We start from the raw sequence: 26,800 nt of genomic DNA, 5'->3' as shown, positions 1-26,800 counted from the left end.
CCCGTGCGCTGTGGTCGGCGATACGCTGGGCGTTGTCGAAAGGTAAGCGCATGGTGCCCGATGTTCGTGCACGTATGGAGTGGACTGCCCACCGCTGATGGTCGGCGATGATCCACCGCGGACCCAACGTGACGTGATTATGCCCGTCTCGGTGGAGTTGAGCGCATCCGGATTCGAGGACGCCGAAGAGATCGGCCGTGGTGGTTTCGGTGTGGTCTATCGGTGCACGCAGGTGGCCTTGGACCGCACGGTTGCGGTGAAGGTGCTGACCGCCGAGCTGGACGAAGACAACCAGACGCGGTTTCTACGCGAGCAGAAGGCGATGGGTCGGTTGACCGGGCATCCGAACATCGTCACGGTGCTCCAAGTGGGTGTCACCGCGAGCGGGCGGCCTTATCTGGTGATGCCGTATCACCCGTTGGATTCGATGGATGCGTGGGTTCGTCGGCAGGGTCCGCTGCCGGTGCAGACCGTGTTGTGGATCGGGGTGAAGATCGCGGGTGCGCTCGAGAGCGCTCATCGGCTCGGGATCTTGCATCGGGATGTGAAGCCGGGCAATATCCTGCTGACCGATTACGGGGAGCCGGCGTTGACCGATTTCGGTATCGCCCGCATTGTCGGCGGGTTCGAGACGGCCACGGGTATCTTGACCGCTTCTCCGGCGTTCACCGCACCGGAGGTGCTCGGTGGCGAGACGCCGACTGCGGCGGCGGATGTCTACGGTCTGGGTGCGACCTTGTTCTGCGCGCTGACCGGGCATGCCGCGTATGAACGGCGTAGTGGTGAGCAGGTGGTGGCGCAGTTCTTGCGGATCACCAGCCAGCCGGTGCCAGACCTGCGCGAGGGCGGTATTCCCGATGACGTGGCGGCGGTGGTGGAATCGGCGATGAACCGGGATTTGCGGCAGCGGCCGTCGGCGGCGGAGATCGGCGAGGCGATCCGGCAGGTACAGCGCCACCACGGATACCCGGTGGGCGAGATGGCCCTGCACGGGAAACCGTTTGCAGCCCAAGGGATGTGGGACCATACGCCGTCGATGCCGGAATCGGCCCCGTGGCCGATCGAAGAGGGCCGCCGCAGCACTGGTGAGCTGCCGCTCGAGTTGACCAGTTTCATCGACCGTCGCACGGAGACGGCGGAGATCAAGAACCTACTGTCGGTGTCGCGGTTGGTGACGTTGGCGGGGATCGGTGGGGTCGGCAAGACCCGGCTGGCGCTGCGGGCGGCGTCGAATGCTCGACGCGATGTCGCCGACGGAGTGTGGATGATCGATCTCGCCGACGTGCGGGACCCGGTGTTGCTGGTCGATGTCGTGGCGGCCGGTATGGGGATGAGAGACGATTCGGCTCAGCCGATGCGGCAGGTGCTGGTCGAGTTCCTGCGTTCCCGGGAGACGCTGCTTGTTCTGGACAATGGCGAGCAGGTTGTCCAGGCGTTGGCGGAGCTGGTCGCGGAATTGTTGCTAGCGTGTCCGGGCGTGCGGATTCTGGTCACCAGCCGCGAGCCGTTGGACGTTGCCGGCGAATCGGTGCTGCGGGTGCGGCCGCTGGCCGTTCCCAGCCCCGATGTCGAGCCGACGCTGCGCGGACTGCCCAAATACGATGCGGTGAGTTTGTTCGCCGATCGCGCTGCGGCGGTGGTGCCCGGTTTCGCGGTTACCGACGACAACAAGGCCGCGGTGGTCGGGATCTGTTCGCGGTTGGACGGGTTGCCGCTGGCGATCGAACTCGCCGCGGCTCGGATGCGCGCGATGTCGCCCGAGCAGATCCTGCAGCGGCTGACCGACCGGTACGCGCTGCTCACCCGCGGTAGCCGCACCGCGCCGAGGCGGCAGCGGACGCTGCGGTGGTGCATCGACTGGAGCTACCAGTTGTGCACGCCGGTCGAGCAGCGGTTGTGGGCCCGGTCGTCGGTGTTCGCCGGCGGTTTCGAACTCGATGCCGCCGAACAGGTGTGCGGCGCCGACCTCGCGCCGGAGAATCTGCTGGATGCCTTGTCCTCCCTGGTCGACAAATCGATTGTGAACCGCGACGAAGTGGATGGCGTCGTGCGTTTCCGGATGCTCGAGACCATGCGCGACTACGGGCGCGAGCAGTTGCGAGAGTCCCGCGAAGACCGGGAGCTGCGTCGACGACACCGCGACTGGTGCCAGCGGTTGGTGCTGGATTCGGTGGCGGGCTGGTTCAGTGACCGCCAGCCCGACTGGCTGGCTCGCCTTGATCGCGAGCAGCCGAATCTGCGGGCTGCCCTCGAGTTCTCCCTCTCCGAGGACAGTGCGGACTCGGCCGCTGCCGGGCTGCGCACCGCCAATGCGCTATTCGGGTTCTGGAGCTTTCGGGGTCGGTACGGTGAAGGTCGACGGTGGCTCGACCGCGCCCTGGCCAGCCCGGACGCGGGCTCGATATCCGACCGTGTCAAGGCGCTTGAAGCCAGCATTATCATGGCCACGGCGCAGCGGGACCTTCGATCGGCAGCGTCATTACTGGAGCAGGCGCGCGCCCTCGCCGAACAGGATCCCACTCCCACGAACCAGGCGCTGATCGCCTACGCCGACGGCATGCTGGCGCTTTATCGAGACGACCCCGCTCGCGCAGTCTCCTTCTTCGAGCGTGCCGTGGCGGCGTTCAGCTCGAATAAGCGAGGGTACCTATACATTTCAGCGTTGATGCTGCTCGGCTGGGCCTACACAGCGCAGGGCGATATACCGCGGGCAATCGAATGTCACGAGCAAATGCTGTCTATTACCGAAGAATGCGGTGAATCACTTTATCGGTCGAGTGCGCTGTGGGGGTTGGGCCTTGCAACATGGCTGCAAGGCGAGGGGTCTCACGCGCAGCAGTTGCTGCAGGAATCGCTGCGAGTCAACCAGCGCATGCGCAGCCCCGTCGTAGCGGCGCTCGATCTCGAGGGACTGGCCTGGACCGTCGCCGATGAGGACGGTGAGCGCGCGGCCGTGCTGATGGGTGCCGCGGAGAATCTTCTGCGGTCCGCCGCGTCTGGGTTCGCTGTCTTCCCGGGGGCGACCCACGTTCACGACGAATGCGAGCGCACGGTGCGTCGCACGCTCGGCGAACGACGATTCGATACGGCCTTCCGGCGCGGCCAGGCCATGGAACACAACGCCGCAGTGACCTACGCACTGGGTGAGGCGCCGCCCGCCACCGCGCTCGCTTCGCAACTGACATTGACCAAGCGCGAACGGCAGGTCGCGGACCTTATTGCCCAGGGACTCACCAACAAGCAGATCGCCGCGAAACTGGTGATCTCGCAGCGCACCGCGGACGGGCATGTCGAACATATCCTGACCAAACTCGGATTCACCTCCCGCGCGCAAATTGCGGCCTGGATCGCGGACAAGGCCCAGCGCGAGCGTTCCTGAACATCTTCTACCGATGGAAGCGCCGCTACGAGGACGAAGGGCTCGACGGGCCTCCCCTCGGCTATGGCACGCTCGCGCCCGTCTACTGGGACGCCGACTTCGCGGATCAGCAGGGCAGCGTGCTGGGGGAAGAACAATGCGTGATCGCCGGGGAGCACTTCTTCGTGCGGGCGCGTCTGGTGCTTCCGATCACAGATACTGATGCCGAGTTCGACTGGGGTGTCTGGGTATCGCTGAGCGAGGCCGGCTTCCACCGCATGTCAGCGTTGGGGGACAACCCCGAGAGGGTCGAGGAGCCGCCATGTTTCGGGTGGTTGTCCACAGCGCTTCCCGTGTATGAGTCGACCACGGTGAACCTCGAGACCAAGCTGCACACTCAGCCCCTCGGCGACCGCCCACTGGTGGAGTTGGAGCCCACCGATCATCCGCTCGCCGTTGAACAGAGAGCGGGGATCACCATGGCCCGAGTTCAGTGGTTTGCTGAGCAACTCCTACACGCCCAACATCCAACACGCTCTGCCGAGCGGCGGCCGAGCCGTCGTCCTCGAGCACGATCAAGCGGATGATGCAGTTCTGCGACGGCTGGACCACCTCCCCGGCCCCCCCAAGGGGCCGTCGTCGTCCGGCTGCGCCGCGATGATGTCTTCGCAGGCGACTCCGCGAACAAACCAGGGTGTGTTGTCCAATCGAACCGTGCCGTCACCGAGGTCTACCGCCCCCATGGTCTCGACGCTTGTCGGCGGCCAGCCCTGTTCGTCGATGTCCATGCGAAAGTGGACCTTCACGTGGTCAGGTCTGAGATCGGTCACCGAACCATCATCCGCACCGCGACAGTCGATGGGACTTCGGTGCCGGACCAATGCGCCGACCAGGCGAGAGGCCGTCTCATCAAGGGTGTCCGCTGAGGGGAGGGTCTATCTGGCAGATTTGTGCTCGTCAGTCGGGCAACGGTCTACCGGGTCCTTGAACGCCATCAGAACGCCGGGTCCCGAGGTTGTCGAAGTCGGCCGAGAGTCGGTCATGTCGCTACCGGTCGCGTGCGGCGTCGGCCGCATTCGTCTCCTTCGGGATCGTCCGCCACATGGGCGCTGGACGTGCGCCCTGCCGGTGCAGTTCCAGCAGGCGCGGCCGGGCACGGTCCCACAACAGGCGGATGATCCTGCCTTGCGCCTCGGCTGCTCCGGTCACCGGGCGTGTCGATTCGGCGCTCGTCACCAGAAGCTCACTCAGCCGTCGCTTTCGCGCGTCCGAGGGCGGATGGGAACCGAGTTGACGAGCCTGCTCCTCGCCGGTCTCCAGCAGCGACAACGCGCGATCCATCACGTCCACCACATCGAAGTACAAGCCGATGCCCAGGAAGGCGCCTACCAAGTCGATGTTGTCGGCGTCGCCGAAACCGGCCGTCGCGAGAATGCCCAAGCTGATCTCGTCGGCCAGGAATTCCTGTTGCCAGGAGTGGGTGAGTGATTCGACATCGGGGACCGGCAGCATTTCCGCGCGCGGCGTCGCTTCATTGGCGTGCACCAAAAGGTGTGCGTACGCCCGCCCCAGGACGAAACGAAGGAGGAAATCACGCAGGTCCGCGGCGAAGTCGAGCTGACCACCCGGCAGCCCGCCGAGCGCATGGCCGACGACGCTGCCGGTCATGGCGTAAACGCTGACGATTTCGGCGAAGCGCGCGGCGAGCATCGGCTCGGCATCCAATCGCTCGGCCGCGGCGGACTCGTCGAAGGAGAAGCTGGTTCTACCGCTCGTATCGGTGCGCCGCTGCGGCAGGACCGACAGGACTGCTTCACCGAACTTGAACGCGAACAGCGACAGCTCGTCTTCGATGAGCATCAGGCAGGTGCCCCGAGCGTCCCAATGGCCCGGCACGGGTGCGAGCACCGCGTCGAGCCGACCCGTCCGGAGGTGGCCGACGAGCGGGCGGGGGAATTCGGCCACCTCGGCCTGCAACGCACTCTCGGTCCAGCCCAGCACCTCGGCGAACAGGTCGCCCACGTCCCGCGGATCGCGACCCAGATGCACCGTCGCCGCTCGTGGATCGTCGGCTCGCTCGACGCGGAGGAAGCGATCGAGTTCGGTTCCCAGGGCAGCTGGGTCGACCCGAGCGCGGGCGCCGAGCAGGGCATCGGTCCGCGCCAGCAGATTCCGGTAGTAGTGCGACGCGGCTTCGTCGGGGTGTAGCGACCCCGGATCGAGTGGGGGGGGGGGGGGGGGGGGGGGTCGGGCGTAGGCGCTTCTTTCGGGATGGTTCGCCAGCTACGCGCCGGTCGCACGCCACGCTCGCGCAGGTCCAGCAGGCGCGGTCGCGTGCGTTCCCACAGCAGACGCACGACGTCCGCCTGAATCTCGGCGTTCTTCAGCGCCGCCCGGAACCGTTCGGCCTTCTCCCGCTCGTCCGTGCCGTCGACGCGAGCCAGCTGCTCGAGCGACTCCCGCATTCGTCGCCTGCGCAGATATGACGGTGGGTGCGAGCCCAGTTGGCGGACGTTCTCGTCGCCGGTTTCCAGCAGGGACACCGCTCGATCCATGACGTCCAGGGCGTCGAAGAACAGGCTGATGCCCAGAAAACTCAACTCGACCGGATATGCGTCGGTGCAGTTGATCGCCAGGCCCATGCCGATGAAGTCGGCTTCGAGCTCCTGCTTCCACGAGTAGGTCAGCGTGCTGACGTCGTCGATCGGCAGGACACCTCGGCTCGGCGCCGTCTTGTGTAGATGGCCGAGCAGGATGTGCCCGTATTCGTGACCGATCACGAAGTTTTCCAGGGATTGTCCCAACATGTTCGCGAAGCTGAGGTAGCCCGGAGGCAGCATGGGATAGGACTCGGTCCGATCGAACCGGCCGGTCACGGCGTAACCGGTCACGGCGTCGACGAAACGAGCGAGGACATCCGGATCGGACTCGATCCGCTCGGTCACGCCGGACACGCCGAGCTGATAGTCGTGCAGATGTCCGTCGTGCACAGGGCCGCGTGGGATCGCCCAGGCGACTGCCGCGCTCAGCTTGTGCCAGAACTCCTCCATCTGGTCCTCGACGAGCACCAGGTAGGCATCCGAGCGTCCCGGTGTCAGCGTGCACACGGCATTGAGCTGTCCGGTTCGCAGCGGACGCACCAACGGGCGCCCGCCGACCCGGGGTAAGCCGTCCGGGAACATGGTCGGAATGGCCGCTTCGATCCTGTCCTGGATTCTGCTCAGCTGCTCGATTTTGATCTCGTGGCGGCCTGCGCGACCGCGCATGAACTGGGCGACCACCCGCTCCGCCTGCGCCCGTAGCTCCGGGGTGACCTCGGGAGCCGCGTAGTCCCGCAGGATCCGTTCGAGGAGTTCCGTAGCCCTGGCCTCGAATTCGGCCAGGTCGGCGCCGGCGAGATCGCCGGGCTCGGGCTCCTCCAGTGCCGCTCGCAGCTGCTCGTAATACCGTTGTGCTGCTTGCTGGGCGTCACCGTGCACCTACGCGCCGCCCTCGGGAGCCGGATCGCCGTCAATCGTCTCGACCGCGATGTCCGCCGTCTCTATCGCGATGTCCGCGCCGAACCTCTCGGTCACCGTTCGAGTGACCTCCTCCGCGCTGCCGCCGCTGGAAAGCAACTGCGGCAGGGTGGATACCACTTTGCCGAACATGCCCTCCGGCTCCCTGACCTCCACGGTCACCTTGCCGTCGACGGTGACGATCACGACGGTGCCGTACACGACATCCGGGGTGCGGTAGAACGCCTTCGGTGCGCCCGGCCGCAGGTCGATCACCTGACCGCCTTTGCGCTGCTCCAAGATGTGCATTACCGCGCCGACGGCGGCCGCCGCACCGATCAGCAGCAGGGTCACGGTCGTGACCGGCTCGATTCCGCGGCGGGGGAACTCCTGCACCTCGACGCCGTGGGCCGCTGCCAACGCGCGTGCCGACGGCACCTCCCACGGGTCCAGTAAGACGGCCTGCGTCTGTGACGGCTCGTTCACCGAAATTCCCCCTGGGCGAAGACAATCGAGTCAGACCAACAGCGTGCCACAACTGGGCTGTCTCTGCCATGCCGTCGGGGGTTCTGCGGGCGGAGCGGCCGGAGCAAGGAGTTCGCCGCGTCGCGGTCGTTCGGGTTGCCGTCCGGACGAGTTGGGGTTTCGTTCGTCACGATTGCCGAAGAGCTGCATTTCGGCCGCGCAGCGCAGCGTCGATGGACGGGGAACGGTGTATGTCGTTTCCGTGGAAGGGCTTACGGAGTGCAGCGCTACGCGGGGGTGGTATTGGTCGGGGTGCCGATGAGGGCGGGGGCGATCCAGGTGGTGAGGTAGTTGCGCAGCGTGACGCCGGAGCGTGGTGGCCGGCCGGGGTCGATGACGAAGGACTGGACGATGCGCAGCATGTGCTCGACGAGTTCATCCAGCCGGGTACCGGTGATGCCTGCCCGATTCCAGTCTACGGCCATGTGTTCGAGGACGGCGCGGCCGAAGGCCAGTGCGGTGTCGGAGGTGACGCCGGCGGAGAAGGTTCCGGCGCGGCCGGGCGTGAGCAGGAACCCGAGGTAGCGGTCCTGAGGCAGCTTTTCGAGGGTGTAGGCGATGCCTTCGACCACGGCTTCGGCGGGGTCGGTGATGTGCTGCAGATGGGCGGCGAGGATGTCGAGGAACTTCCCCGTTTCGGCGAGTGCCGTGGCGGCCAGCAGCGCGTCGGCGTTGGCGAAGTACCGGTAGACGGTCTGGCGGGTCACGCCGAGATCCCGGGCGATCTCGGCCATCGTGAACTCTGCGCCGCTGCGCTCGATCGCGGCGCGCGCGGCGGCCAGGATGCGGTCGACTGCTTCACCATCGTCGGCCGGGGTGGTTCCCGACCAGCCATGTGTGCGCATCGTGCCCCTCCGTCGTGGCTCAACATCTCGGCTGACCATAGCGCGCGCCGACCGGTCACGGCCCCAGGATGTTCCCGCGAAACCTGACCATACAGATACGCAAATATGTATGGTCAGGTTCCATGACGACATACACTGGGCCCTCCGCCGGCCTGACCGATGACCTGACCCGCCGTGCGCTGCGGCTGGTGCTCGACCGCACTACCGAGATGGCCGCCGCGCCGTTGCGGGTGCCGCTGCACTACTACCGGGATCCGAAGATCGCCGAGGTGGAAGAGTCTCAGATCCTGCGGCGTACACCGCTGATGATCGTGCCCTCGGCGCGCATCCCCGAGCCGAACGACTACGTGGTGCGGACCGTGCTCGGTGATTCGCTGCTGGTCACCCGCGACCGCGGCGGAGTCGCGCACGTGCTGTTGAACTACTGCCGCCACCGCGGCGCCCAACCGGCCTGCGGATCCGGTAACGCCACCCGCTTCACCTGCCCATATCACGCCTGGACCTACCGCAACACCGGCGAGTTGGCCGGGGTGCCGGGTAAGGAGGGCTTTACCGGGATGGACCGCGGCGACTACGGGCTGGTCGAGCTGCCCAGCCGGGAGCGGCACGGGTTCGTCTGGGCGGTACTCACCGCGGATGCCGCGATCGATGTCGACGCCCACCTCGGCCCGATGGGCGAGGAACTGGCGCAGTTGGATTACGCCTCCTACGGCTACCACGACGAGCGCGAGTTCGTTTCCGAGGTCAGTTGGAAAGGTGCGCTGGAAGCCTTCGCCGAGAGTTATCACTTCCCGTTCGTCCACGGCAAGAGCGTGATCGGCCAGAACACCGTCGCCAACACCTCCACCCACGACGTCTTCGGCCGCCACCACCGGATGGGGTTCCCGTTCAACTGGATCACCGCGCTGGATGCCGACCCCACCGGCTCCTGGGACCCGATGATGAACATGGGCGTCATCTACTGGGTCTATCCGAATCTGATCCTCGCCAACAGCCCCGTAGGCGTGGAGATCCTGGACATGCTGCCCGCCGGGGCCCCGACCCGCTGCACCGTCCGCCACAGCTGGATGGCAAAAATCCCCGCCACCACCGACGAACAACGCGCCATCTACGACGACATCTACAACCAGGTCCACGCCGCGGTCCGGGACGAGGACTTCGCCATGCTGCCCCAATGCGGAGAGGGTGTGCGCCGAGGCCAACACGACCACATGATCATCGGCCGCAACGAGATCGGCGTGCAGCACATGATCAAAACCTTCGCCGCCGAACTCGGCGTCGCGCTGGCCTGAACCGACCACACCGCCCGCGGGGTGAGGATTCTGGTCGATCGCAAAAACGACAGGCACGGGCGGAGTGCGCCCGCCCCCGCACCCCGGCCCGGGTCGCGGGGCTGCCGCTGGTCAGCCAGGCTCGGAGTTGTACCGATGAGCCGACGCGACCAGATTCCTCGCCCCCTACCGGCTGGTGTTCGAATCCGACCTGGCCACCGAAGTCCGCGTCGAGGCCACGCTCGGTCAAGCCATCGACATCACCGTGACCCTGTGCCGGCACGGAATATCCCGCGCGTCCAGCGAATGCGTGCTAATAGCTGATTCCGCAGTGACTGGCTGCTCAGGCGACACGGCAGCCGCGATCTGAGTCGCCGATACTGGTGGCGTGCCTATTGACAACTGCCCCGACTGTGGACGGATGCTCGACGAACACGACCGGCACCAAAGGTTCAGGCTGCCAGAGCCGGTGTTGCGCGTGTCCCAGCCGGTGCCCGCGCAGGACGTGTGGATGAGCGGCTCGGATATGGCCGATTCGGAGTTGCTTCAGGTGCAGCAGGTCGGAACGTTCGCGCGCGCGACGCTTCCGGTCGCGCTGACCGGCGGTTACCGCGTTACTTTCGGGGTCTGGCTACTGGTCCATCCCGCCGAATTTCGGTCGATCTGCGAATCTTGGTGGGGTGCGGGCTATTCTCAGCTGCGCATCGAAGGCTATCTGGCGAACGAGATTCCGCCGTGGGGGATGCTGGCAGCGCCGGTCGAGGCGATCGTGAAAGATCCCGCGCAGCTGCCGGTTTGCGTAGCGTCGGCGGATTCGCGCCTAGCTCGGGTGTTGCACGAGCAGTGGTCGCATGAAGTCGTGTTGGGGTCGATCCACTGAACCACGGGCAGCCCTGGTCCCGTTACGCCCGCGAGGTGGCTGACGACGCTGTGCGTTCGGCTTGGATCCGTCAAGGGCTGCACTGTCATCAACGCCGCTTCGATCGGCGCGATGGCCGACCCCGGCGCGCGCTGCGGCCGTGGCCGCCATCTCCGTCCTGATGAATCCCAGATCTAGTGACACTAGATGGTATAGCAATGCTAAAATCGGCCACTGACGACCCCGGCGCGGCGAGAACGAGAACGGGCCGAACGGCACCGGCTGATCATCGACACCGCTCGGGAGTTGGCCGAGTCGCAGGGCTGGGAAGCGGTGACTGTGCGCAGGCTGGCGGAGCGGATCGAATACAGCCAGCCTGTGCTGTATTCGCACTTCGCGGGCAAGGATGAGATCGTCACGGCGGTCGCCGAGGAGGGCATCGCGGAGATGGCCGCGTGGAGCCGCGCGGCGTTGGAGTCCGCGAGCCGCGCGCAGCGTTGGCGGCGGTGGCGGGGGCCTATCTCGACTTCGCGACCACGCGGCCCGCGCTCTACGACGCGCACCGAGGTATGCCCCGATAGCTTCATGGACGACAGGGTCGACGCGCCGTCCTCCGCGGTGCATAAGCCGGGAAAGACGCAGCTGATGCAGCGTGCAGGAGCCGGTGGTGCGGCGCGCGGTCGGAAATCTAGCAAGGCTAGACAACATAGCGGTCGAATGTTAACGTCGCTCTAGTTCCTAACGATGCTAGAAAATTTGGGAAGGGAAGCCGAAATGCTCATTCTCACCGGCCAGGCCATCGCCACCGTCGCCGTTCTCGCCAATGCCGTCGTCTATGGCACCGATGTCTGCGGGGCCGTGATCACCCGGTCTGTGTACCGCAAGCTCGATGACGCGGCCGTGACCATGAGTGCGGGATGGGGTCACTACTACGGCGACAAGCGCATGCCGGTTGTCGGCGCGGGCGGCGTGGTGAGCGCCGTGCTCACGCTGCTGATCGCACTGCTGGCCGGGCAGATCGGCGCCGCTATCGCGGCGGGGATCACGGTGGCGGCACTGTTCACCTGGCTCGCCTTCTACGTCCGCATCGCCAAACCGATCAACACCCAGCAGACCGCCGCCGCCCAGAGCGGCATCATTCCGGCCAATGCCCGTGCGCTGCAGGACAAGTGGGACAGCATTCTGAAGTATCGGGTCACCCTGCAGTTCATTGCCATCGCCGGACTGTGCGCCGCGCTGATTCTGTTCTGATCTCGGAAAACGAGGTAGGCGGTGTCACTTCCGGCTGATCGCCGGGCACACGAGATATCGATTCACCAAGGAGTAACGGACATGACCTTCACCATCAATGAACAGCAGTTCCTCGCCGAGGCCGGGATCGGTCGGCTGGCCACGGTGTCGCCCGACGGCGTTGTACAGAACAACCCGACCAGCTATCGGGTGAACGCCGACGGCACGATCGACATCGGGGGAATGGGGATGCGTGCCAGTCGAAAGTACCGCAATGTCGAGGCGGGCAGCCGGGTGTCGTTCGTGGTCGACCAACAGGTTTCATTGGAGCCATACGTGATCCGCGGCATCGAGGTACGTGGCACGGCCGAGGCGCTCGATGACGAGGAGCCACCGTTCCCACCCCAGGAACGCGCGGTCATCCGCATTCACCCCGAACGGATCATCTCCTGGGGCATCGACGGCGGATCCTTCGACTTCACCAGTCGCCGCGCCGAATAGTGACGCACCATGGTGATCCCACACGAAAGGCCGTCACCGACCGTCCGCTAGCGAGCGGAATGAGTACGTCGTACGACCGGGTGATCGTTGTGCCATGACGCGGTGTCGGGGCGGAGCGGACCGCGTGGATCGCTGACCAGGCGTGGATGACCGGCGAGGGTCCGAACGGCGCGGGCCGTGCACTCGCACTGCGTACGGTCCGAATCCGGGCGTCGAATTGCCGCAGTGTCGAATCCGCTGACAGACAGTAAACCCTCCCGACGACGTGTCGGGAGGGTTTGTCGAGTCTTGCGAATTGCAACCCTCAGTTGCAGACCCGCAGCGCATCGGCCTTGTTGTCACCGTCGGCGGGCACATTGCCCTTGCTGTTGTCGGGGACCGAGACGAGCAGTTGCCACTCGTGACCGGTCCAGTTGTAGACGCCGACCGTCTTTCCGGTGCGGTTCCAGTACGAGCTCAGACGATCTCCATTTCCTTCGTTGCCGATGTCGTGCAGCAGGCAGTTGTTGTCGACCTGCACGAACATGCCGGTGCCGTTGCGGTGGTCGTAACCGCAGAACAGTCCGCCCGGGCAGTCGTAGGCCGCCGACGCCGGCGTCGGCGCGAGGGCCGCGCCGTACCCGGCGACCGCGAGGGTGGCCACCGCCGCAACGCTGAGACGGCGAAACAGTGTGAGTGAGAACATGAGTGACCCTTCGAAGCCGATGGGATCGAGTATCGATGCGGCGGAAATCCGCCGCACTCATGATGGGTGGGCCGGGCCGCCCACGACTATCCACCTCGCGCGAGTTCTGTCCGGTCTGCGCAGCAGGTTCGGCGCTGCGCGGCGGGTCAGGCGCGCAGCGTCACCGACGGCGGCACACCCCATCGCCGCCGGTACAGGGCCGAAAAACGGCCCAGATGCCAGAATCCCCAGTCCGCGGCCACTGCGGCGACCGTGGCCACGGTGGGGTCCGCGGCGGCCAGCGCCGAGTGCACGCCCACCAGCCGGGCTTCACGCAATCGCGCCGTCGGTGTGGTGTCGAGGTATCGGCGGAAGCCCTCCTGCAGGCTCCGCACCGAAAGTCCCACTGCCTCCGCGATGTCGGTGACGGTGAGCATTTCGTGCGCATGGTCGGTAATGAGTTGTTCGGCCAGGCGGATGGGACGCGGCGTCGACTTTCCGGGGCGCTGTCGAGCAGGAGCTCCGAGTAACTGTTCGGCTGGGCCAGCAGGAGTTGGGACATCATCAGCTGCTCGATCTGTGGCCGCAGTCGCGGATCCAGGAACAGGCCGGGGCCTTCGGCGTCGGTCTGCAGCATGCGCAGTGATTCGAACCAGGTCCGGGCGGCCGGTGACCGCAATTGCATGGCGATGGCCATCCGCAGCGGACGATCCGGCGGCCGGCCCAGCATCCGCCGCAAATGGTCGTCCAACGCGGCACGGTCGTATCGGACGAGGAGTTGCCTGCTGCTCTCGTGCCAGTTCATGTCCAGAGGCGCGTCCGGGTCCGGAACCGAGGCCACCGCCGGGTCGGAGGCGATATCCGCGGTCCCGTTGTGTACCCGGGCCCACCCGGCCAGCGGTATCTGAACCAGGCGGAAGGTTTCGATGGGTTCGGTCCGGATCCGAACCTGAACCCCGTAATGCTTGTAGACCAGGCCGACATCGCCGTACCGGACGACGTTGCAGCTGGCTTCCATGGTGGAGGCGCCCGGGTCGAGCCGGTGCTCACGCAGAATGCCGCTCATCCCCGCCCGGGCTACCTCGGGGTCGGCGGTGCGAAAATAGCGATGCGCCGACAGCGGTTCAACGAACATTCCGACTGCCCTCCAAGCAGCAGGTGCCACGCGAACGGGCCTCATCAGTGGATGTCGAAGGTATTGTCCGTCGACACCTGCGGGCACGCATCAGGTTTCGCATTCCGCAGTGCGTCTTGTGCCACCACCGAGCCGTATCCGCGGTCGCGGCTGTGCCGCTCCGTGATAGAAGGTCCAGCGATCGACTGCGACCCCGGTCGCCTCATGAACGCGTCGGCGACCTGCCACATGGCGGCAATAAGGTTAGAAGACGGCCGCGTCGTCGTAGCAGTGGCATTCGGCAGGATGCTGCGGATAATGCACCTACTATCCGGTGAACATGTGGCCGGCCTCGACCTCGGCGCCGACATCACCTGCATGTGTTCGACAGGGAACGCCGAACTCGCTGTCGGACTCGAAGACGGGGTCGCTCTCCTGCGTATCAGCAGTGTTCGACATCCGAACCCACCAGCGTCCGCCTGAAGCCCCCCTGTTCAGGTGTTGAAGGCGGTGGCGCGGACGTTGTCGTTGCCGTCGGTGCCGCATGCATGGACGACAGGATGAAGCTCTCCTACTGGCTACCGGCCTTTGTGCGGCCGGTTCGGTCGAATATCTTTCGCCAGCGCTCGGCTGAGGCAACCATGTCGTGGCCGACGAATTCGAGGAACTCGCTCATGGTGTGAAGTCGTGAACCGGCCGCGGTGGTGGCTCCGAACACGGCGATGCCCTCGCGGGCTGCCTCGGCGAGGGCATGGATCTGCTGGGCACTGGCCAAGGTCGCTCGGACCCACGCGTCGTCGTCGATGACGTACCGCTCGCGCCGTCGCGCGCCGTCGCGCTCTCGTCGGATCAACCCTTGAGTTTCCAGTAGGCGGACAGCGGAGGAGATGGTGGCCGGGCTGACGTGCAGCCGTTGCGCCAGCTCGGCCGCGGTGAGGCCGGCCGTTTCGACGGCGTAGAGAGCGGTCATCACATTCGCGGCGGTGCGCGGGATACCGGTTCGGGTGATCAATGCGCCGAGTTGGTCGAGGTATTCGCCTGTCGCGGTGTCACCGTTGCCGGTGGCCGCCGGCGCGGCGGGTCTTTTGCGTCGGCGCGCGCGCTGCTCGGTGGCGCGCTGCGCGCGCTGCGGCTGATAGCGGTTGGGTCCGCCGTTGCGCAGCACTTCTCTGCTCACGGTCGATGTCGGCCGGTCCAGCCGACGGGCGATCTCGGCGTATCCGAGTCCGTGCGCCAGCCCGCTCGCTATCTGCCGACGGTCCTCGTGGGTGAGCCTGCCACCTGGCATCGCCTGATCCTCCTCCGGCTCGTCGACAGCTGTCGGAGTACAGCATGCGTTCAATCACATCTCATTGCAATTCGGGGACCGGGTTATTGCATTGAGCTACAGCGTCATTGCAAGAAGGATTCGCGATCTACCTGCTATTGCAGATGATGTGCGGGTTCTCATGCTGGATTCGCTCCCGAATGCAACGTAGCGTTCAGTTTTGGTGAAACATAGATGGAAAGGCGATATCGTGACAGAGTCCGTGTCCGACGCAGTAGAACTCCCCACGACCCGGATCCCGGGTTGCCCGTTCGACCCGCCCCCCGGTTTGGCCAGGATCCGGGCGCGGCGTCCGCTGACCCGGATGATCTTTCCCGACGGTCATCAAGGTTGGTTGGCCACCGGATACAGGGAGGTGCGAGCCGTGCTGTCCGATCCACGCTTCAGTGTGCGCTACGAAATCACGCACTACCCGCTGGCCGACGCCGGAGAGATCCCACCGGCAGTACCGGGAGACATGCTCGGAGTGGATCCACCCGAACACACCCGCTATCGCAAACACCTGGCCGGCAAGTTCACCGTGCGCCGGATGCACCAGCTCACCGAACATGTCGCGAGCATCACCGATGCCCATCTCGACGAAATGGAACGGGCGGGCGGCCCTGTGGATCTGGTGAAGGCTTTCGCCTTCCCGATCCCCGCGTTGGTGATCTGTGAACTACTCGGCGTTCCTTACCGTGACCGCGACCTCTTCCAGCAGAATGTCGCCGCCCTCGGCGGTGTGGACGACTCGATGGACGAACGGGTCGCCGCGTTCACCACCATCCAGGATTACATCCGCGAACTGGTGGGAATCAAACGCGACGAACCGGCCGACGACCTGCTCAGCGACCTCACCGGTACCGACCTGACCGATGACGAGCTGTCGGGCGTCGGAGCCCTGCTGCTCGGCGCAGGCCTGGACACCACCGCGAACATGCTGGCGCTGGGCACCTTCGCGTTGCTGGAACATCCCGGCCGACTGGAGGCGTTGCGCAGCGATCCGGACAGCACCGACCGTGCCGTCGAGGAGTTGATGCGATATCTGAGCATCGCCCATACCGGTGCCAGAACCGCTCTGGCAGATGTCGAGCTGGACGGACAGCTGATCAAGCAGGGGGAGACCGTAGCGATCTCGATTCAAGCCGCCAACCGCGATCCCGCCAAGTTCGACGACCCGGACACCCTCGACATCGGCCGCAACGCGGTCGGACATCTGGGCTTCGGCCACGGCGTCCACCAATGCCTCGGCCAGCAGTTGGCTCGCGTCGAAATGCGCGTCGCGCTGCCCGCCCTGGCGCAACGCTTCCCCACGCTGCGATTGGCTGTGCCGGCCGACGAGGTACCCCTGCGGCACGGCCTGGACATCTACGGCGTGCACGCCCTGCCCGTCACATGGTGAGAACATGCCGATGAGAATCAGCGTGGATCGTGAACTCTGCATCGGTGCGGGCATGTGCGCCCTGACCGCACCTCAGATCTTCGACCAAGACAGCAGCGGAAGATCAGTATTGCTCGAGCCCGAGCCGACCCCGCGCCACCATGCCGCGGCCCGCGCCGCCGAAGAAATATGCCCGGCAACCGCGATCCGGATCAGCAGCCGGAGGTAACACAACGAACGGTGGTTGGTGCTCGGCGGTGAGATCAGTAGGCGGTATCGCGCGTCGTCCGATCGGGCAGGATCCCGGATCGGACGAGTTCCTCGTAGATTCGCTGCTGCTCGTCATCGAGATTCGAGTACAGCATGGCGTACGCCAGATCTTCCTCGGCGAGCACCGAGACCGGATCCCAGTCGTCCCCGAGCGCCGCGAGAACGGCGCTGCGCCGTCGTGCCTCGTCCAGCGTGAGGTCGTAAGCAAAATTGTGGTCGGTCATTCGGGATCTCCAACGAGGTGCTTTCCGAAACGAATTGTCGACAATGCCCAACCGTGCCTTTCTCGGGCAATGGCCTGCATCACATTCCATGGCCGAACTTCGTCACATTTGCTGCCGATGCGCGGACTCGCCCCCCGGCGTAGGCATCTGACCTGCATATTCGAGCGGCGCAAGTAGCGTCGAGGCCCAGCCGTGCCGAGCATCGGCGCAGCCTCGCCGACCGAGCTGTATGGGTACCCGGCACTCGGGAGCAACGCGAACGGGCGTTTGCGATCGACCGAGGTCCGATCTCTGTCCGGTCGGAATTCTCCGTCGATACGGATCGCGATAATCCCGCGACGTCGCGGATCTCTCCGCTGGGGACGGGTTCTGATAGATTCCGGCCGCATGGGGTACAAGCGCGGCTGCGCACGGGTCTCTGCGGCCGGCCGGAACCCAGAATCACTGAGGACCGTTTTGGGCGCGATGTATGTCGCCGTCGCGGCTCTGCTCACCTTGGCGTTGTTCGTCCCGCAGGTACGGCTGTATCGGGATGAGCAGCCGCGTGCCGATGTCATCGCTCAATTGCGGTTTCTTCGTGCGGAATTGGGGTCGGGGCTCGGGGAGGAGATGCAGGGCATGTTCCCCGAGGGTTATTTCTTTTCCCACGTCTTGTACGGGTTGGCGTGGGCTGATATCGCCCGTGGCGACACGACGTTTCGGGACGAGGCGCTTCGGGAGGCACGCTGGGCGCTGGAGCGATTGGGATCGGCATCGGCACGGGCGGTTTTCGATGCGCGGCTGCGCCCGGCATACGGGGTCTTCTATGTCGGATGGTCCAGCCGGTTGCGTGGGGACGTGATCGAACTCGCCGGTGTCGGCGCGCCGGAGACGGCGCAATTCATCGCGGATTGCGAAGGACTCGCGGTCGCTTTCGGTATGGACGGGCCGTTCCTTGCGGCGTATCCGGGTCAGGCTTGGCCGGTCGACAGTGTGGTGGCCGTGTCCGCGTTGAGGTTGCACGACCGCATCCTCGGACCGCGTTTCGAGCCGGTGATCGCCGAATGGCTCATCTCGGCTCGCTCACGCTTGGACCCGGCGACCGGTCTACTGCCGCATCAGGCGACTCCCGTGGTGGAGGGTGCGCGCGGCTCGTCACAGTCGATGATCCAGCGGTTCCTGCCCGAGATAGACCCCGCGTGGGCCGGACAGCAGTACAGCACATTCCGCCGACTCTTCATCGATGCCCCACTCGGCCTGCCGGGAGTGCGGGAGTACCCGCACGGCCACAGCGGCGCGGGCGATGTGGATTCCGGGCCACTCATTCTCGGTATCAGCGCGTCGGCCACCGTGGTCACCATCGGTGCGGCCCGAGTGCACGGCGATCGCTCCCTCTCCGGTCCACTCACCGGCCTCGGTGAAAGTCTGGGGATACCGGTCACTTCCGGCAACTCGAAACGCTACGCCTTCGGTGCCCTCCCCATCGGTGACGCCTTCCTGGCCTGGGCTTTCGCCGCGCCGCTCGCCACCACCGCAACCTCGTTCCCGCCGGTGGTCCAATGGTGGTGGCGGGTAGCCTGGCACGCCCTCACGCTGACGGTCCTCACCCTGCTCTGGTTCCCGATAGCCCGCGGACTCGTTCGGCGCGTGCGCGCGGGTCAGCGCAGCACCTCTCTCATCCGCCATTCGCCGGCCTGATCCAAGCGGTGATCCGGACACCCGGGTAGCGCATCCTTCGGAGAGTACGAGTTCGCGTCCTGCCGCGGTCCGCTATCCCCAGCCCTTCGTGCACCACCGGGGGCTCGGACGACTCCGGGCCGTCCGGTGGCTGAGATGACTCCGCTGTCGGCCGTATCGCCCGCCAGCCCGGCGGGGCCGGACCATCGGATTCGTCAGCCCAGCTGACACCGGCCTGACGAAACGTCACGGCTCTGACACCGTGTTCGGGCTGGTCGTGGAGTCAGCGGAATGAAGCGTGGCGCCGGTGGGCCATCGCGGCGATCGTCCGGTCGGCCGTGGCGCCGGTCGATCGTGTCCGCGGTTCCGTGGCGAGTGGATTCTAGTTCGCCCACAGGTCCCGCAGTTGGTGTTCAAGGAAGCCCCGCACCCATCGCGTGAAGGCGCTATCTCCTTGGCGGGCAAATGTAATCGCCAGGGTTCATCCGCCGTGGCTACGCTGGCACGTCGAATGAATATTCAAAATCTGGCAAATACACTGCAATGGTGCGTGCATCGCTGATGCGCAGCGTGGCGGTGAAAAGAGGTGCCGGTCCCGAGCGGTGGCTCGGAGAAAGTGGTGATCTACCGGGACCGGATCAGGCGGCGGGCTGGGGCTGGGTCAGGTCCCGGACGCCGGTGATCGCATCGATGATGTTGACGATCGCGGAGGTGCCGCCGTCCAGTGCCGAGCTGCCGGAGTCGAGCATGGCGGAACCGGAGGACGAACCAGCGGAACCGGTGGACGAGCCGCCGTCGGCCGAACCAGAGGCGGAACCGGTGGCAGCGGAGCCGGTGGCAGCGGAACCGGCGGCGCCGGCACCGGCGGCGGAGGCCACCGCGACGGGGCCGAAGAACAGGGCGGCGGCGGAGATGCTGCTGGCGGCGATCAGGGCCTTGCGAGAGAACATGTACGAAGCTTCCTTTCACAGTTGGATAACGACGCCTTAGGGCGTGCACCAGCAACGTTAGGAAAAAGAGATCTATAAATCCACTTCTCTTATTGTGGGGATAATCACCGTTAATAGTTGGCTAACGATATATTGTGCCGAGGTAACACCATTTGATCTTCACTTCGGATGTAAATTCATGATCGAATCGGTCGATATCTTTCACGGTGCCGCGTATCGCCGTGCGGCGGAGCCGATCTCGTAGCGGGGGAGTCCTGATCCCGGCTCGGCGCAAGCAGGCTGTCGGTTGGCCTGCGCGCCCTCCTGGATGCGGCGTGCGCAAACCGCGGCCACTGCTCCTCCGCTGCCGCACAGGTGGGCCTGACGAACACCGCCTGCCGAGCGGCTTCCGTCCGTGCCGACTCCCGGTGTTGTCTGATCGTCGAGGATCGCTGGTGGGCGAGATCCGGTCGAGCGACCGGCCGCCGGTCACTGCCTCTGTTGCCGTACTGGCGCGGTGATCGAATCCGGTGAGGTGACCGAGGTGGTCGCCCCTGTGGTCTGTACTGACCACGGACGTTGGTAGCGGCGTGCCGGGCTGGCATGGCGAAGACCTCCGGGTGAAGTGCGAGCTGTCCAGGAACGCATTCACCTCCCGGAGATCTTCGTGTCCCACCGTTATGCCCCGCTGTCAGAACTGGGTCGGATGCGTCTGGCGCGGTGCGTCGTCGACGATGGCTGGCCGCTGCGCCGAGCCGCCGAACGATTCCAAGTGTCAGCGACCACCGATAAACGGTGGGCCGACCGCTACCGCATAGTCGGCACCGCTGGGATGAGCGACCGGTCCAGCCGCCCGCACCGCAACCCGAACCGGACACCGACCCGCACCGAGCGCCGCATTATCAAGGTCCGGCTACTGCGCCGGTGGGGACCGGCCCGCATCGCCTACCTGCTCGGACTGCATCCCTCGACAGTGCACCGCGTCCTGGCCCGCTACCGGATGGTCAGACTGCGATGGCTCGACCGTGCCACCGCAGCACCGGTACGCCGCTACGAACACTCCACACCGGGAGACCTGGTGCACGTCGACATCAAGAAGCTCGGCAACATCCCCGACGGCGGAGGGCACCGCGTGGTCGGCCGCCGCGCCGGCGCCCGCAACCGCACCAGTACGCCCGGAAAAACACTGCGCAACAACGGTAAAAGCCATGTCGGCTGCAGCTACCTGCACAACGCAGTCGATGACCACTCGCGACTGGCCTACAGTGAAACCCTGCCCGACGAGCGCGAGGAAACCGCCGCACCCTGCTCGAGGAATGGGCCTACGCCCACCCCTACCGGTCCGAAACCGAACGCCGCGCCGCATTCACCGACTGGCTCCACGCCTACAATCACTGTGAGTCCACCGCGGCCACACCGCACTCGGCGGACACCCACCAGCCAGCCGCGTCCCTAACCTCTCTTCAGGTCGGTACATCTAGGTTGTGTGGCGGGATGTGCTCGGTGCTGTATTTCTGTCGCCGCGCCGAAATCATCCGGGGGTGTCCGGTCGCATGGCTTTGAGGAATGCCTCGACGAGGGCGTCGGCGTATTCGGGGGTTAGTGGGCCGGATCGGAGCAGCCAGCGCTGGTAGAGGGGCGCGTAAAGCAATTCGAGCGCCAGGTCGAGGTCTGCGTCGGCGTCGAGCTGACCGGCCTGTTGCGCGCTGCGTAGCCGGTCCTTCTTGGCCTCGTCCAGTGGGCCGGCCAGCTTGGCGTGGTACTGGGCGGCGAGGGTGGGATCATTGATGATCTCGGTGTTGAGCGCGCGGATCGGTCTTTCGAACGCCGGATCGGCGAATTCGGCCACCGTCGCCCGCATCACGGTCTCGAGGTCGGCTTTCAGGTCGCCGGTGTCGGGCAACGCCATGCTCTGGTCCGGGCCCTCTTCGCTGAGCGCCAGGAAAGCGTCCAGGACCACCGCACCTTTAGAGGGCCACCAGCGGTAGATGGTCTGTTTGCCCACGCCGGCCCGGGCCGCGATGGACTCGACGGACAGCTTCGCGTACCCCAACTCGGAGACCAGCTCGCGGGCCGCGGCGAGGATGGCCTGCCGGGAGCGCTCACTACGGCGTGCGGGATCGGGCTGCTTGACCATGCTCGGAACAATACCAGAGTAACGAGACGAACCGATCCGTCTTGACGGAGTCTATAGTGAGACGTACCGTCTTGTCTCGTTAGGGTGGATGGAGCAGGAGGAGGTGGAGCCCATGAGCCGGGTGTGGTTCATTACGGGTGCGTCACGAGGTTTGGGCCGGGCGTTCGCGGAAGCGGCGCTGCAGGCGGGCAACCGGGTGATCGGAGCCGCGCGTAACGTCGAGCCGCTGGCCGACCTCGCTCGGCGGTATCCCGATGACCTGGTACGACTTCCGCTCGATGTCACCGACCGCGCGGCGGTATTCACGGGCGTGAAGCAGGCAAACGAGGCGTTCGGCCGGCTCGACATCGTGGTCAACAACGCCGGGGCGATGCTTTTGGGGATGGTGGAGGAGGCCAGTGAGGAGCAGGTCAGAGCCCATTTCGATGTGAATCTGTTCGGCGCGGTGTGGGTGACCCAGGCTGTGCTGCCGTATCTGCGTGCTCAGGGCAGTGGGCGAATCCTGCAGGTCACCACGATGGGTACCGGTGGCGGTTTCCCCATGGTCGGCCTGTACGCGGGCGGCAAATCGGCGCTGGACTCGGTCAGCGAGGCCGTGGCAATGGAGGCCGAGCAGTTCGGCGTCAAGCTCACCATCGTCCAGATGGGCGGCTACGACACCGGCCTGTTCACCACCGGCACCACGGCAACGACCCCCGACCCGCACTATCAGAAACTGCGCGAGGAACTGATCGAGATGTGGGGCGACGAGGCAGGTCCCGCACCGGCCACCGCCGCTCCCGCGATCATGGAGCTGGTGGACCTGCCGGACCCGCCGCGGCGTCTCATCGTCGGGTCGGGATCCTTCGACGTGGTCCAGCAAGACTTGCAGGACCGGGCGGCGCAGTATCGCGCCTGGGAGCACCTCAGCCGCAAGGTTCCCGGATAACGCGCCTGCGTGGCGAACACCTGAGGTTCCTCACGCCGGGCGATGCCGTGCCAGAGTCGCCGCCGCAGGTAGTCCACATCGCATCGAAGCTCACCACGGCTGGAGTGCCCAGCGCTTCGGCCGTGGTCGGTGGTTCGAGCCCGACAGCGCCGGACCACAGGGGAATCGAGCACGAGGGCCTGGCGGATCTGCTACTGGATCTCGACCATCTCCCGGTACGGCGGCGTCGTGTCGGACCGTGGTCAACCCAGGACTGTGGTCAGGTCGAGGCTGGCGAGACGGTCGGGGTCGGAGAGGATGTCGATCGCGGTGATGCGGTCGTCGGCGACGGTGAAACCGATAACGGAGAACGGGGTGCCCTCGACGGTGTTGACCAGTCCCGCACCGCCGTTGACCACTGCGGGATAGATGGTGCAGAGGGTGGCCATGCGCTGGAACGTTTCGGCTTGCCCGGCCACGGCGGCCACGCCGCGGAGCACGCGCATCGCTTCGCCGGCGTCGGCGCGCAGCACTACGTCGGGGTCGAGGAGTTGCAGGAGTTCCTCGAAGTCGCCGCCGCGGGCGGCGGTGAGGAAGGCATCCACGATGCGGCGTTGCCGGGGCAGGTCCGGGTCGGGGCCCGGTGCCACACCCTGGACCCGGCGGCGCGCTTGGCTGGCAAGCTTCTTCGCGGTCTGCGGGGTGCGGTCGACGATGGGGGCGATCTGTTCGTAGGGCAGGGCGAACATGTCGTGCAGGACGAAGGCGAGTCGTTCGGCCGGGCTCAGCGATTCCAGCACAACCAGCAGCGCCAGCCCTACCGAATCGGCGAGCAGTGCCTCGTGTTCCGGGTCGGGTGTGTTTTCGCTGATGATCACCGGGTCGGGGAGATGGTCGGTGTCGAGGGGTTCCTCGTGGCGGGTCTTGCGGGTGCGCAGCATGTCCAGGCAGACCCGGCCCACCACGGTGGTCAGCCAGCCGCCGAGGTTACCGACTTCGGTGGTGTCGGCGCGGGCCAGCCGCAGCCACGCTTCCTGCACGGCGTCGTCGGCGTCGGTGAGCGAGCCGAGCATCCGGTAGGCCACCGCCCGCAGGTGGGTGCGGTGGCCCTCGAATTCCTCAGCCAACAACTGCTCATCGTGCACGGGGTCCTCCTCGATCTCGTCCCGTACCGATGACGAATCGCGGGCGGGAAACGTGACCCCATCCCGCTTTCGCCGCCTGCTTCCCTGCGGAGTTCCGTCGCACGCACTGCCCCGATCGACTCCCGGACACACGGCGGCCGGAATCGAGCCCCGCGGGGCCGGACACGCCTTCCAGTGTCCCTACCTGCTGGTTTCCGTGCTGCGGTCACGTTTGTTCACCGCTGTCCGTCAGTGCACCAGACCACCGACCGCGGCGGCTTCCGGAGCCGAAGGTCTTTCGCCGCGGGAGCCACCCGGCCGCTGACGAAGGGAATAACACTGTGAACGCGATCCAGATACACGGCACCGTCGCCGACGGATACGAACGGGTGCGCGCCGAGTTCGCCGCCGTCGTCGCCGAGGAGGACGGGGAATCGGGCGCTCAGCTGGCCGCGTTCGTGCGGGGCCGGAAAGTGGTTGACCTGTGGGCCGGCCGGGAGGTGTCCGGCACCACCCTGACCGGTCTGCACTCGACGACCAAAGGAGCCGCAGGCCTGGTGGTGGCACTGCTGATCCAGGACGGGGTCCTCGATATCGACCAGCCGATCGCCCACTTCTGGCCACGGTTCGCCACGGCTGGCAAGGAGAACATCACCGTCCGCGACGTGTTGGTGCATCGGTCCGGGATTGTCGGGGTCGACGGTGGTTTCACCGTCGACGAACTCGCCGACGAGCGAGTCATCGCCGAGCGGCTGGTAGGGCAACGGTCCTTCTTCGAACCGGGCTCGGTGCACGGCTACGGCGGGTTCGTCACCTACGCCATCATCGGCGAGGTGGTACGGGCGATCACCGGCAGCACCATCCAGGAGCTCTTCGAGCACCGGATCCGCGCCCCCTACGGCCTCGACGTGTACGTGGGCCTGCCCGCCGAACTCGATCACCGCTATCTGCCGATACTGCCCTGGCGGGCCACGCCGGAGATGGAAGCGGCCTTCGCCGCCAACTCGCCCAACCCGCACGGCATCGTCGGTATCTCCTACAACCTCAACGCCCGCGGCTTCACCGCCGCCGACGTCATGGCACTACCGAACAACACGACACTGCGCCGCCTCGGCCAAGGCTCGGCCCGCGGCGTCGGCAGCGCGCACGGCGTGGCAGCCATGTACGCGGCCGCCACCACCGGCATCGAGGACCGGGAACCGCTGCTGTCACTGGAAACCATCGCCACCATCTCCGCCATCCATTCCAGCGGCCCGGATCTGGTCCGTGGCGACCGCGCCCCCTACACGCTGGGCTTCGAAGCGAAAAGCCTGCTGTATCGGTTCCTCGGCGCCCACGCCTTCGGACACACCGGCTCCGCCGGCTCCGACGGATTCGCCGACCCACACAGCGGTCTCACCTACGGCTACACCCGCCGCCGGGCCGCCTTCGCGTTCAGCGCCCCCGAAAACGCACGGCTCGCCGCCGCCCTGCACCGCGCCGCGACCAGCACCGGCATCACCGTGGCCGCCTGACCTTTCCGGCCGACGAATTTCCAGGAGCAACAAACATGTCTACTCGTACTACTGCGATGATCTCCCGCGGCCTCAAACTCGCCCGCTGGGTCCCAGTAACCGCCGTCCTGGCCGAAACCGCGGTCGGCGCCTACTGGGACCTGGCCCGGATCTCTTATGTCCGCGACTCGTTCGACCACCTCGGCTACCCCCTGTACTTCGCCACCATCCTCGGCGTCGCGAAAACCGCCGCCCTCGCCGCGATCCTGACCCCCGGTCACCCGCAGACGAAGGAATGGGCCTACGCCGGACTCGTCTTCGTCTACGGCGGCGCCGCCACCTCACACCTGGCCGCCGGCGACGGCCCCGACAAATGGGCGATGCCCCTGTTCTTCGCCGCCGCCACCTTCGCCGCCCGAGCCTGGCTTCCGCAAGGTGAATCCACCGCCGCAACCCTGCGCGCGATCGGCGGCTCCCGCCACCGACCTCAGCACGCCTGACCGATCGAATATCAACCCGCAATTCACCACGAGAAGAGAAAAGGAAACCCACACCATGACCGCGAACATCACCACCCAGCAGCGCGACGGCTCCCGGCTGCCCAACCCTCAGCAACTCGTCCCCGAACTCGGCGAGATCGGCGCGGCGCTTTTCAAGGCCACCGGCAACGGGGCGATCCCCCGGACCACCATCGGCCTGGTGCAGTTGCGGGCCGGCCAGATCGTCGGCAGCGCCTACCTGGTTATCCTGCACACAGGCAATCTGCGCACCGCCGGGGAAACCGAGGAGCGGATCGCCACTGTCGCGACCTGGCGCGACGCGCCCTACTTCACCGACTCCGAACGTGTCGCGCTGGCCCTGGTCGAAGCTGTCCTGCAGCCGGCCGCACACGGTGAGCGGGTGTCTGACAGTCTCTACGCCGTGGCCGCCGAGCACTACGATGACAAGGCCCTGGCCACTCTCGCCATGGCCATCGGCCAGGTGAACTTCTTCGTCCCCCTGGCGCTGATCGGACAGCCGCTGCCCGGCCGGACCCCGGCCGAACAATGGACCCCCGTGTCGGCCTGACCGGTCAAACTATCGGCTGTGGGTCCGGGCCAAAACGCCCGGACCCACAGCCGACTGCCAACTCGGACCCCGTCTCCCCGGCTCCCAACTGTTCATTCAATGGTGCATTCTTGGACGCTTATGGATGGCGAGATCGCTGTTCATCGATAGTTATCAGATAGCACTGTCAGCTGATGCCCTTATGTGAACATGGTGAAGCTGCTATTGCTGACCGCGCCGTGGAACGTGTGGCGCCGTGCTCGGATTTCCGGTGAGTTGGCTGTGCTCTGTTAGGCGGATGAATGAGTGGTCCGGGCCCGGTTCTCGCTGGGAGTGGCCCGTGCCGGCACATCATGTGCGGCTCATCTGCTGTTTTCTGGTTCTATGTAGGCGTTTTCGGCGGTCGGTTGGGAGGTCGGTGCCGTCGGGAGCGACGCTCCTGCGCGGACCAGGATCGGCAGC

Annotated in this window: 26 protein-coding genes and 2 pseudogenes; 15 read left to right on the top strand and 13 right to left on the bottom strand. The window is 66.0% G+C overall.

What is annotated here, in order from left to right:
• Positions 1-151 precede the first annotated feature (151 nt).
• Complete coding sequence (locus ACZ6DL_RS18705) at positions 152-3,379, top strand: protein kinase domain-containing protein (RefSeq protein ID WP_466052597.1); 3,228 nt, start codon at positions 152-154, stop codon at positions 3,377-3,379.
• Positions 3,316-3,945 carry a DUF2199 domain-containing protein gene (locus ACZ6DL_RS18700; protein ID WP_466052702.1) on the top strand — a complete coding sequence of 210 codons (630 nt, stop codon included), beginning with the start codon at positions 3,316-3,318 and terminating at the stop codon, positions 3,943-3,945. The genes ACZ6DL_RS18705 and ACZ6DL_RS18700 overlap by 64 nt, the downstream gene beginning before the upstream one ends.
• On the opposite strand, the gene ACZ6DL_RS18695 is transcribed toward ACZ6DL_RS18700, so the two are convergent.
• The 5 genes from ACZ6DL_RS18695 to ACZ6DL_RS18675 all read right to left on the bottom strand — a co-directional run bounded on the left by ACZ6DL_RS18695 (position 3,934) and on the right by ACZ6DL_RS18675 (position 8,225).
• The gene (locus ACZ6DL_RS18695) at positions 3,934-4,101 is read right to left on the bottom strand and encodes a DUF4265 domain-containing protein (protein ID WP_466052700.1); all 168 of its coding nucleotides are present in this window, start codon (positions 4,099-4,101) and stop codon (positions 3,934-3,936) included. The genes ACZ6DL_RS18700 and ACZ6DL_RS18695 overlap by 12 nt on opposite strands.
• 304 nt (positions 4,102-4,405) lie before the next feature.
• Positions 4,406-5,266: a hypothetical protein gene (locus ACZ6DL_RS18690; RefSeq protein WP_466052596.1), complete on the bottom strand. Its 861-nt coding sequence runs from the start codon at positions 5,264-5,266 to the stop codon at positions 4,406-4,408.
• Positions 5,218-6,837, bottom strand: a complete 1,620-nt coding sequence (locus ACZ6DL_RS18685; RefSeq protein ID WP_466052594.1) for a M48 family metalloprotease — start codon at positions 6,835-6,837, stop codon at positions 5,218-5,220. The genes ACZ6DL_RS18690 and ACZ6DL_RS18685 overlap by 49 nt, the downstream gene beginning before the upstream one ends.
• Complete coding sequence (locus tag ACZ6DL_RS18680) at positions 6,838-7,341, bottom strand: hypothetical protein (protein WP_466052592.1); 504 nt, start codon at positions 7,339-7,341, stop codon at positions 6,838-6,840. It abuts the gene before it with no gap.
• A gap of 266 nt (positions 7,342-7,607) precedes the next feature.
• Positions 7,608-8,225 (bottom strand): TetR family transcriptional regulator, encoded by a 618-nt coding sequence (locus ACZ6DL_RS18675; protein WP_466052590.1) that lies wholly within the window; start codon positions 8,223-8,225, stop codon positions 7,608-7,610.
• Between the two features lie 122 nt (positions 8,226-8,347).
• On the opposite strand from ACZ6DL_RS18675, the gene ACZ6DL_RS18670 reads away from it, so the two are divergent.
• The 5 genes from ACZ6DL_RS18670 to ACZ6DL_RS18650 all read left to right on the top strand — a co-directional run bounded on the left by ACZ6DL_RS18670 (position 8,348) and on the right by ACZ6DL_RS18650 (position 12,086).
• On the top strand, positions 8,348-9,517 hold the full coding sequence (locus tag ACZ6DL_RS18670; protein ID WP_466052588.1) for an aromatic ring-hydroxylating oxygenase subunit alpha: 1,170 nt from the start codon (positions 8,348-8,350) through the stop codon (positions 9,515-9,517).
• Between the two features lie 367 nt (positions 9,518-9,884).
• Positions 9,885-10,376, top strand: coding sequence for a DUF2199 domain-containing protein (locus ACZ6DL_RS18665; protein ID WP_466052587.1), 492 nt, complete (start codon positions 9,885-9,887; stop codon positions 10,374-10,376).
• 312 nt (positions 10,377-10,688) lie between these two features.
• The gene (locus tag ACZ6DL_RS18660; RefSeq protein ID WP_466052699.1) at positions 10,689-11,090 is read left to right on the top strand and encodes a TetR/AcrR family transcriptional regulator; all 402 of its coding nucleotides are present in this window, start codon (positions 10,689-10,691) and stop codon (positions 11,088-11,090) included.
• 39 nt (positions 11,091-11,129) lie between these two features.
• Positions 11,130-11,606 carry a DUF1772 domain-containing protein gene (locus ACZ6DL_RS18655; protein ID WP_466052585.1) on the top strand — a complete coding sequence of 159 codons (477 nt, stop codon included), beginning with the start codon at positions 11,130-11,132 and terminating at the stop codon, positions 11,604-11,606.
• An 81-nt stretch (positions 11,607-11,687) separates the two neighbouring features.
• Positions 11,688-12,086 (top strand): PPOX class F420-dependent oxidoreductase, encoded by a 399-nt coding sequence (locus tag ACZ6DL_RS18650; RefSeq protein WP_466052583.1) that lies wholly within the window; start codon positions 11,688-11,690, stop codon positions 12,084-12,086.
• A gap of 304 nt (positions 12,087-12,390) precedes the next feature.
• Here the strand turns inward: ACZ6DL_RS18650 and ACZ6DL_RS18645 are convergent, their stop codons facing one another.
• The 4 genes and pseudogenes from ACZ6DL_RS18645 to ACZ6DL_RS18630 all read right to left on the bottom strand — a co-directional run bounded on the left by ACZ6DL_RS18645 (position 12,391) and on the right by ACZ6DL_RS18630 (position 15,152).
• Positions 12,391-12,771, bottom strand: coding sequence for a peptidase inhibitor family I36 protein (locus ACZ6DL_RS18645; RefSeq protein WP_466052581.1), 381 nt, complete (start codon positions 12,769-12,771; stop codon positions 12,391-12,393).
• A 146-nt stretch (positions 12,772-12,917) separates the two neighbouring features.
• Positions 12,918-13,187 (bottom strand): helix-turn-helix domain-containing protein, encoded by a 270-nt coding sequence (locus ACZ6DL_RS18640; RefSeq protein ID WP_466052579.1) that lies wholly within the window; start codon positions 13,185-13,187, stop codon positions 12,918-12,920.
• A 122-nt stretch (positions 13,188-13,309) separates the two neighbouring features.
• A pseudogene (locus ACZ6DL_RS18635) lies at positions 13,310-13,816 on the bottom strand (cupin domain-containing protein); the annotation flags it as partial.
• A 619-nt stretch (positions 13,817-14,435) separates the two neighbouring features.
• Positions 14,436-15,152, bottom strand: a complete 717-nt coding sequence (locus tag ACZ6DL_RS18630) for a GbsR/MarR family transcriptional regulator (protein WP_466052577.1) — start codon at positions 15,150-15,152, stop codon at positions 14,436-14,438.
• Between the two features lie 229 nt (positions 15,153-15,381).
• On the opposite strand from ACZ6DL_RS18630, the gene ACZ6DL_RS18625 reads away from it, so the two are divergent.
• On the top strand, positions 15,382-16,572 hold the full coding sequence (locus ACZ6DL_RS18625) for a cytochrome P450 (RefSeq protein WP_466052575.1): 1,191 nt from the start codon (positions 15,382-15,384) through the stop codon (positions 16,570-16,572).
• Positions 16,573-16,576: 4 nt separating this feature from the next.
• A complete protein-coding gene (locus ACZ6DL_RS18620; RefSeq protein WP_466052573.1) occupies positions 16,577-16,780 on the top strand; it encodes a ferredoxin in 204 nt (67 codons plus the stop codon).
• A 34-nt stretch (positions 16,781-16,814) separates the two neighbouring features.
• Here ACZ6DL_RS18620 and ACZ6DL_RS18615 read toward each other — a convergent pair whose 3' ends face one another.
• Complete coding sequence (locus ACZ6DL_RS18615; RefSeq protein WP_393230204.1) at positions 16,815-17,045, bottom strand: DUF6400 family protein; 231 nt, start codon at positions 17,043-17,045, stop codon at positions 16,815-16,817.
• 456 nt (positions 17,046-17,501) lie between these two features.
• Here ACZ6DL_RS18615 and ACZ6DL_RS18610 point away from each other — a divergent pair, with 456 nt between their 5' ends.
• Entirely contained in the window at positions 17,502-18,722 is a 1,221-nt protein-coding gene (locus tag ACZ6DL_RS18610) for a hypothetical protein (protein ID WP_466052572.1), read from the top strand.
• Between the two features lie 617 nt (positions 18,723-19,339).
• Here the strand turns inward: ACZ6DL_RS18610 and ACZ6DL_RS18605 are convergent.
• A complete protein-coding gene (locus ACZ6DL_RS18605) occupies positions 19,340-19,651 on the bottom strand; it encodes a hypothetical protein (protein ID WP_396977933.1) in 312 nt (103 codons plus the stop codon).
• A 646-nt stretch (positions 19,652-20,297) separates the two neighbouring features.
• Here ACZ6DL_RS18605 and ACZ6DL_RS18600 point away from each other — a divergent pair.
• Positions 20,298-21,111 (top strand): annotated as a pseudogene (locus ACZ6DL_RS18600) (leucine zipper domain-containing protein).
• 50 nt (positions 21,112-21,161) lie between these two features.
• Here the strand turns inward: ACZ6DL_RS18600 and ACZ6DL_RS18595 are convergent.
• A complete protein-coding gene (locus ACZ6DL_RS18595) occupies positions 21,162-21,767 on the bottom strand; it encodes a TetR/AcrR family transcriptional regulator (protein ID WP_466052571.1) in 606 nt (201 codons plus the stop codon).
• Between the two features lie 112 nt (positions 21,768-21,879).
• On the opposite strand from ACZ6DL_RS18595, the gene ACZ6DL_RS18590 reads away from it, so the two are divergent.
• A complete protein-coding gene (locus tag ACZ6DL_RS18590) occupies positions 21,880-22,695 on the top strand; it encodes an SDR family NAD(P)-dependent oxidoreductase (RefSeq protein WP_466052569.1) in 816 nt (271 codons plus the stop codon).
• Between the two features lie 242 nt (positions 22,696-22,937).
• Here the strand turns inward: ACZ6DL_RS18590 and ACZ6DL_RS18585 are convergent, their stop codons facing one another.
• The gene (locus ACZ6DL_RS18585; RefSeq protein WP_466052567.1) at positions 22,938-23,819 is read right to left on the bottom strand and encodes a sigma-70 family RNA polymerase sigma factor; all 882 of its coding nucleotides are present in this window, start codon (positions 23,817-23,819) and stop codon (positions 22,938-22,940) included.
• Positions 23,820-24,139: 320 nt separating this feature from the next.
• Here ACZ6DL_RS18585 and ACZ6DL_RS18580 point away from each other — a divergent pair, with 320 nt between their 5' ends.
• The 3 genes from ACZ6DL_RS18580 to ACZ6DL_RS18570 are packed head-to-tail and all read left to right on the top strand — an operon-like array spanning position 24,140 to position 26,359.
• Positions 24,140-25,312, top strand: coding sequence for a serine hydrolase domain-containing protein (locus ACZ6DL_RS18580; protein ID WP_466052565.1), 1,173 nt, complete (start codon positions 24,140-24,142; stop codon positions 25,310-25,312).
• Positions 25,313-25,347: 35 nt separating this feature from the next.
• Complete coding sequence (locus ACZ6DL_RS18575) at positions 25,348-25,791, top strand: DoxX family protein (RefSeq protein WP_466052563.1); 444 nt, start codon at positions 25,348-25,350, stop codon at positions 25,789-25,791.
• A 55-nt stretch (positions 25,792-25,846) separates the two neighbouring features.
• Positions 25,847-26,359 carry a carboxymuconolactone decarboxylase family protein gene (locus tag ACZ6DL_RS18570; protein WP_466052561.1) on the top strand — a complete coding sequence of 171 codons (513 nt, stop codon included), beginning with the start codon at positions 25,847-25,849 and terminating at the stop codon, positions 26,357-26,359.
• The last annotated feature ends 441 nt before the right edge of the window (positions 26,360-26,800 follow it).

This window comes from Nocardia sp. NPDC041819 (assembly GCF_055590505.1).
The sequence above is the reverse complement of the archived record's forward strand: the minus strand, read 5'-3'. Positions and strand labels throughout refer to the sequence as shown.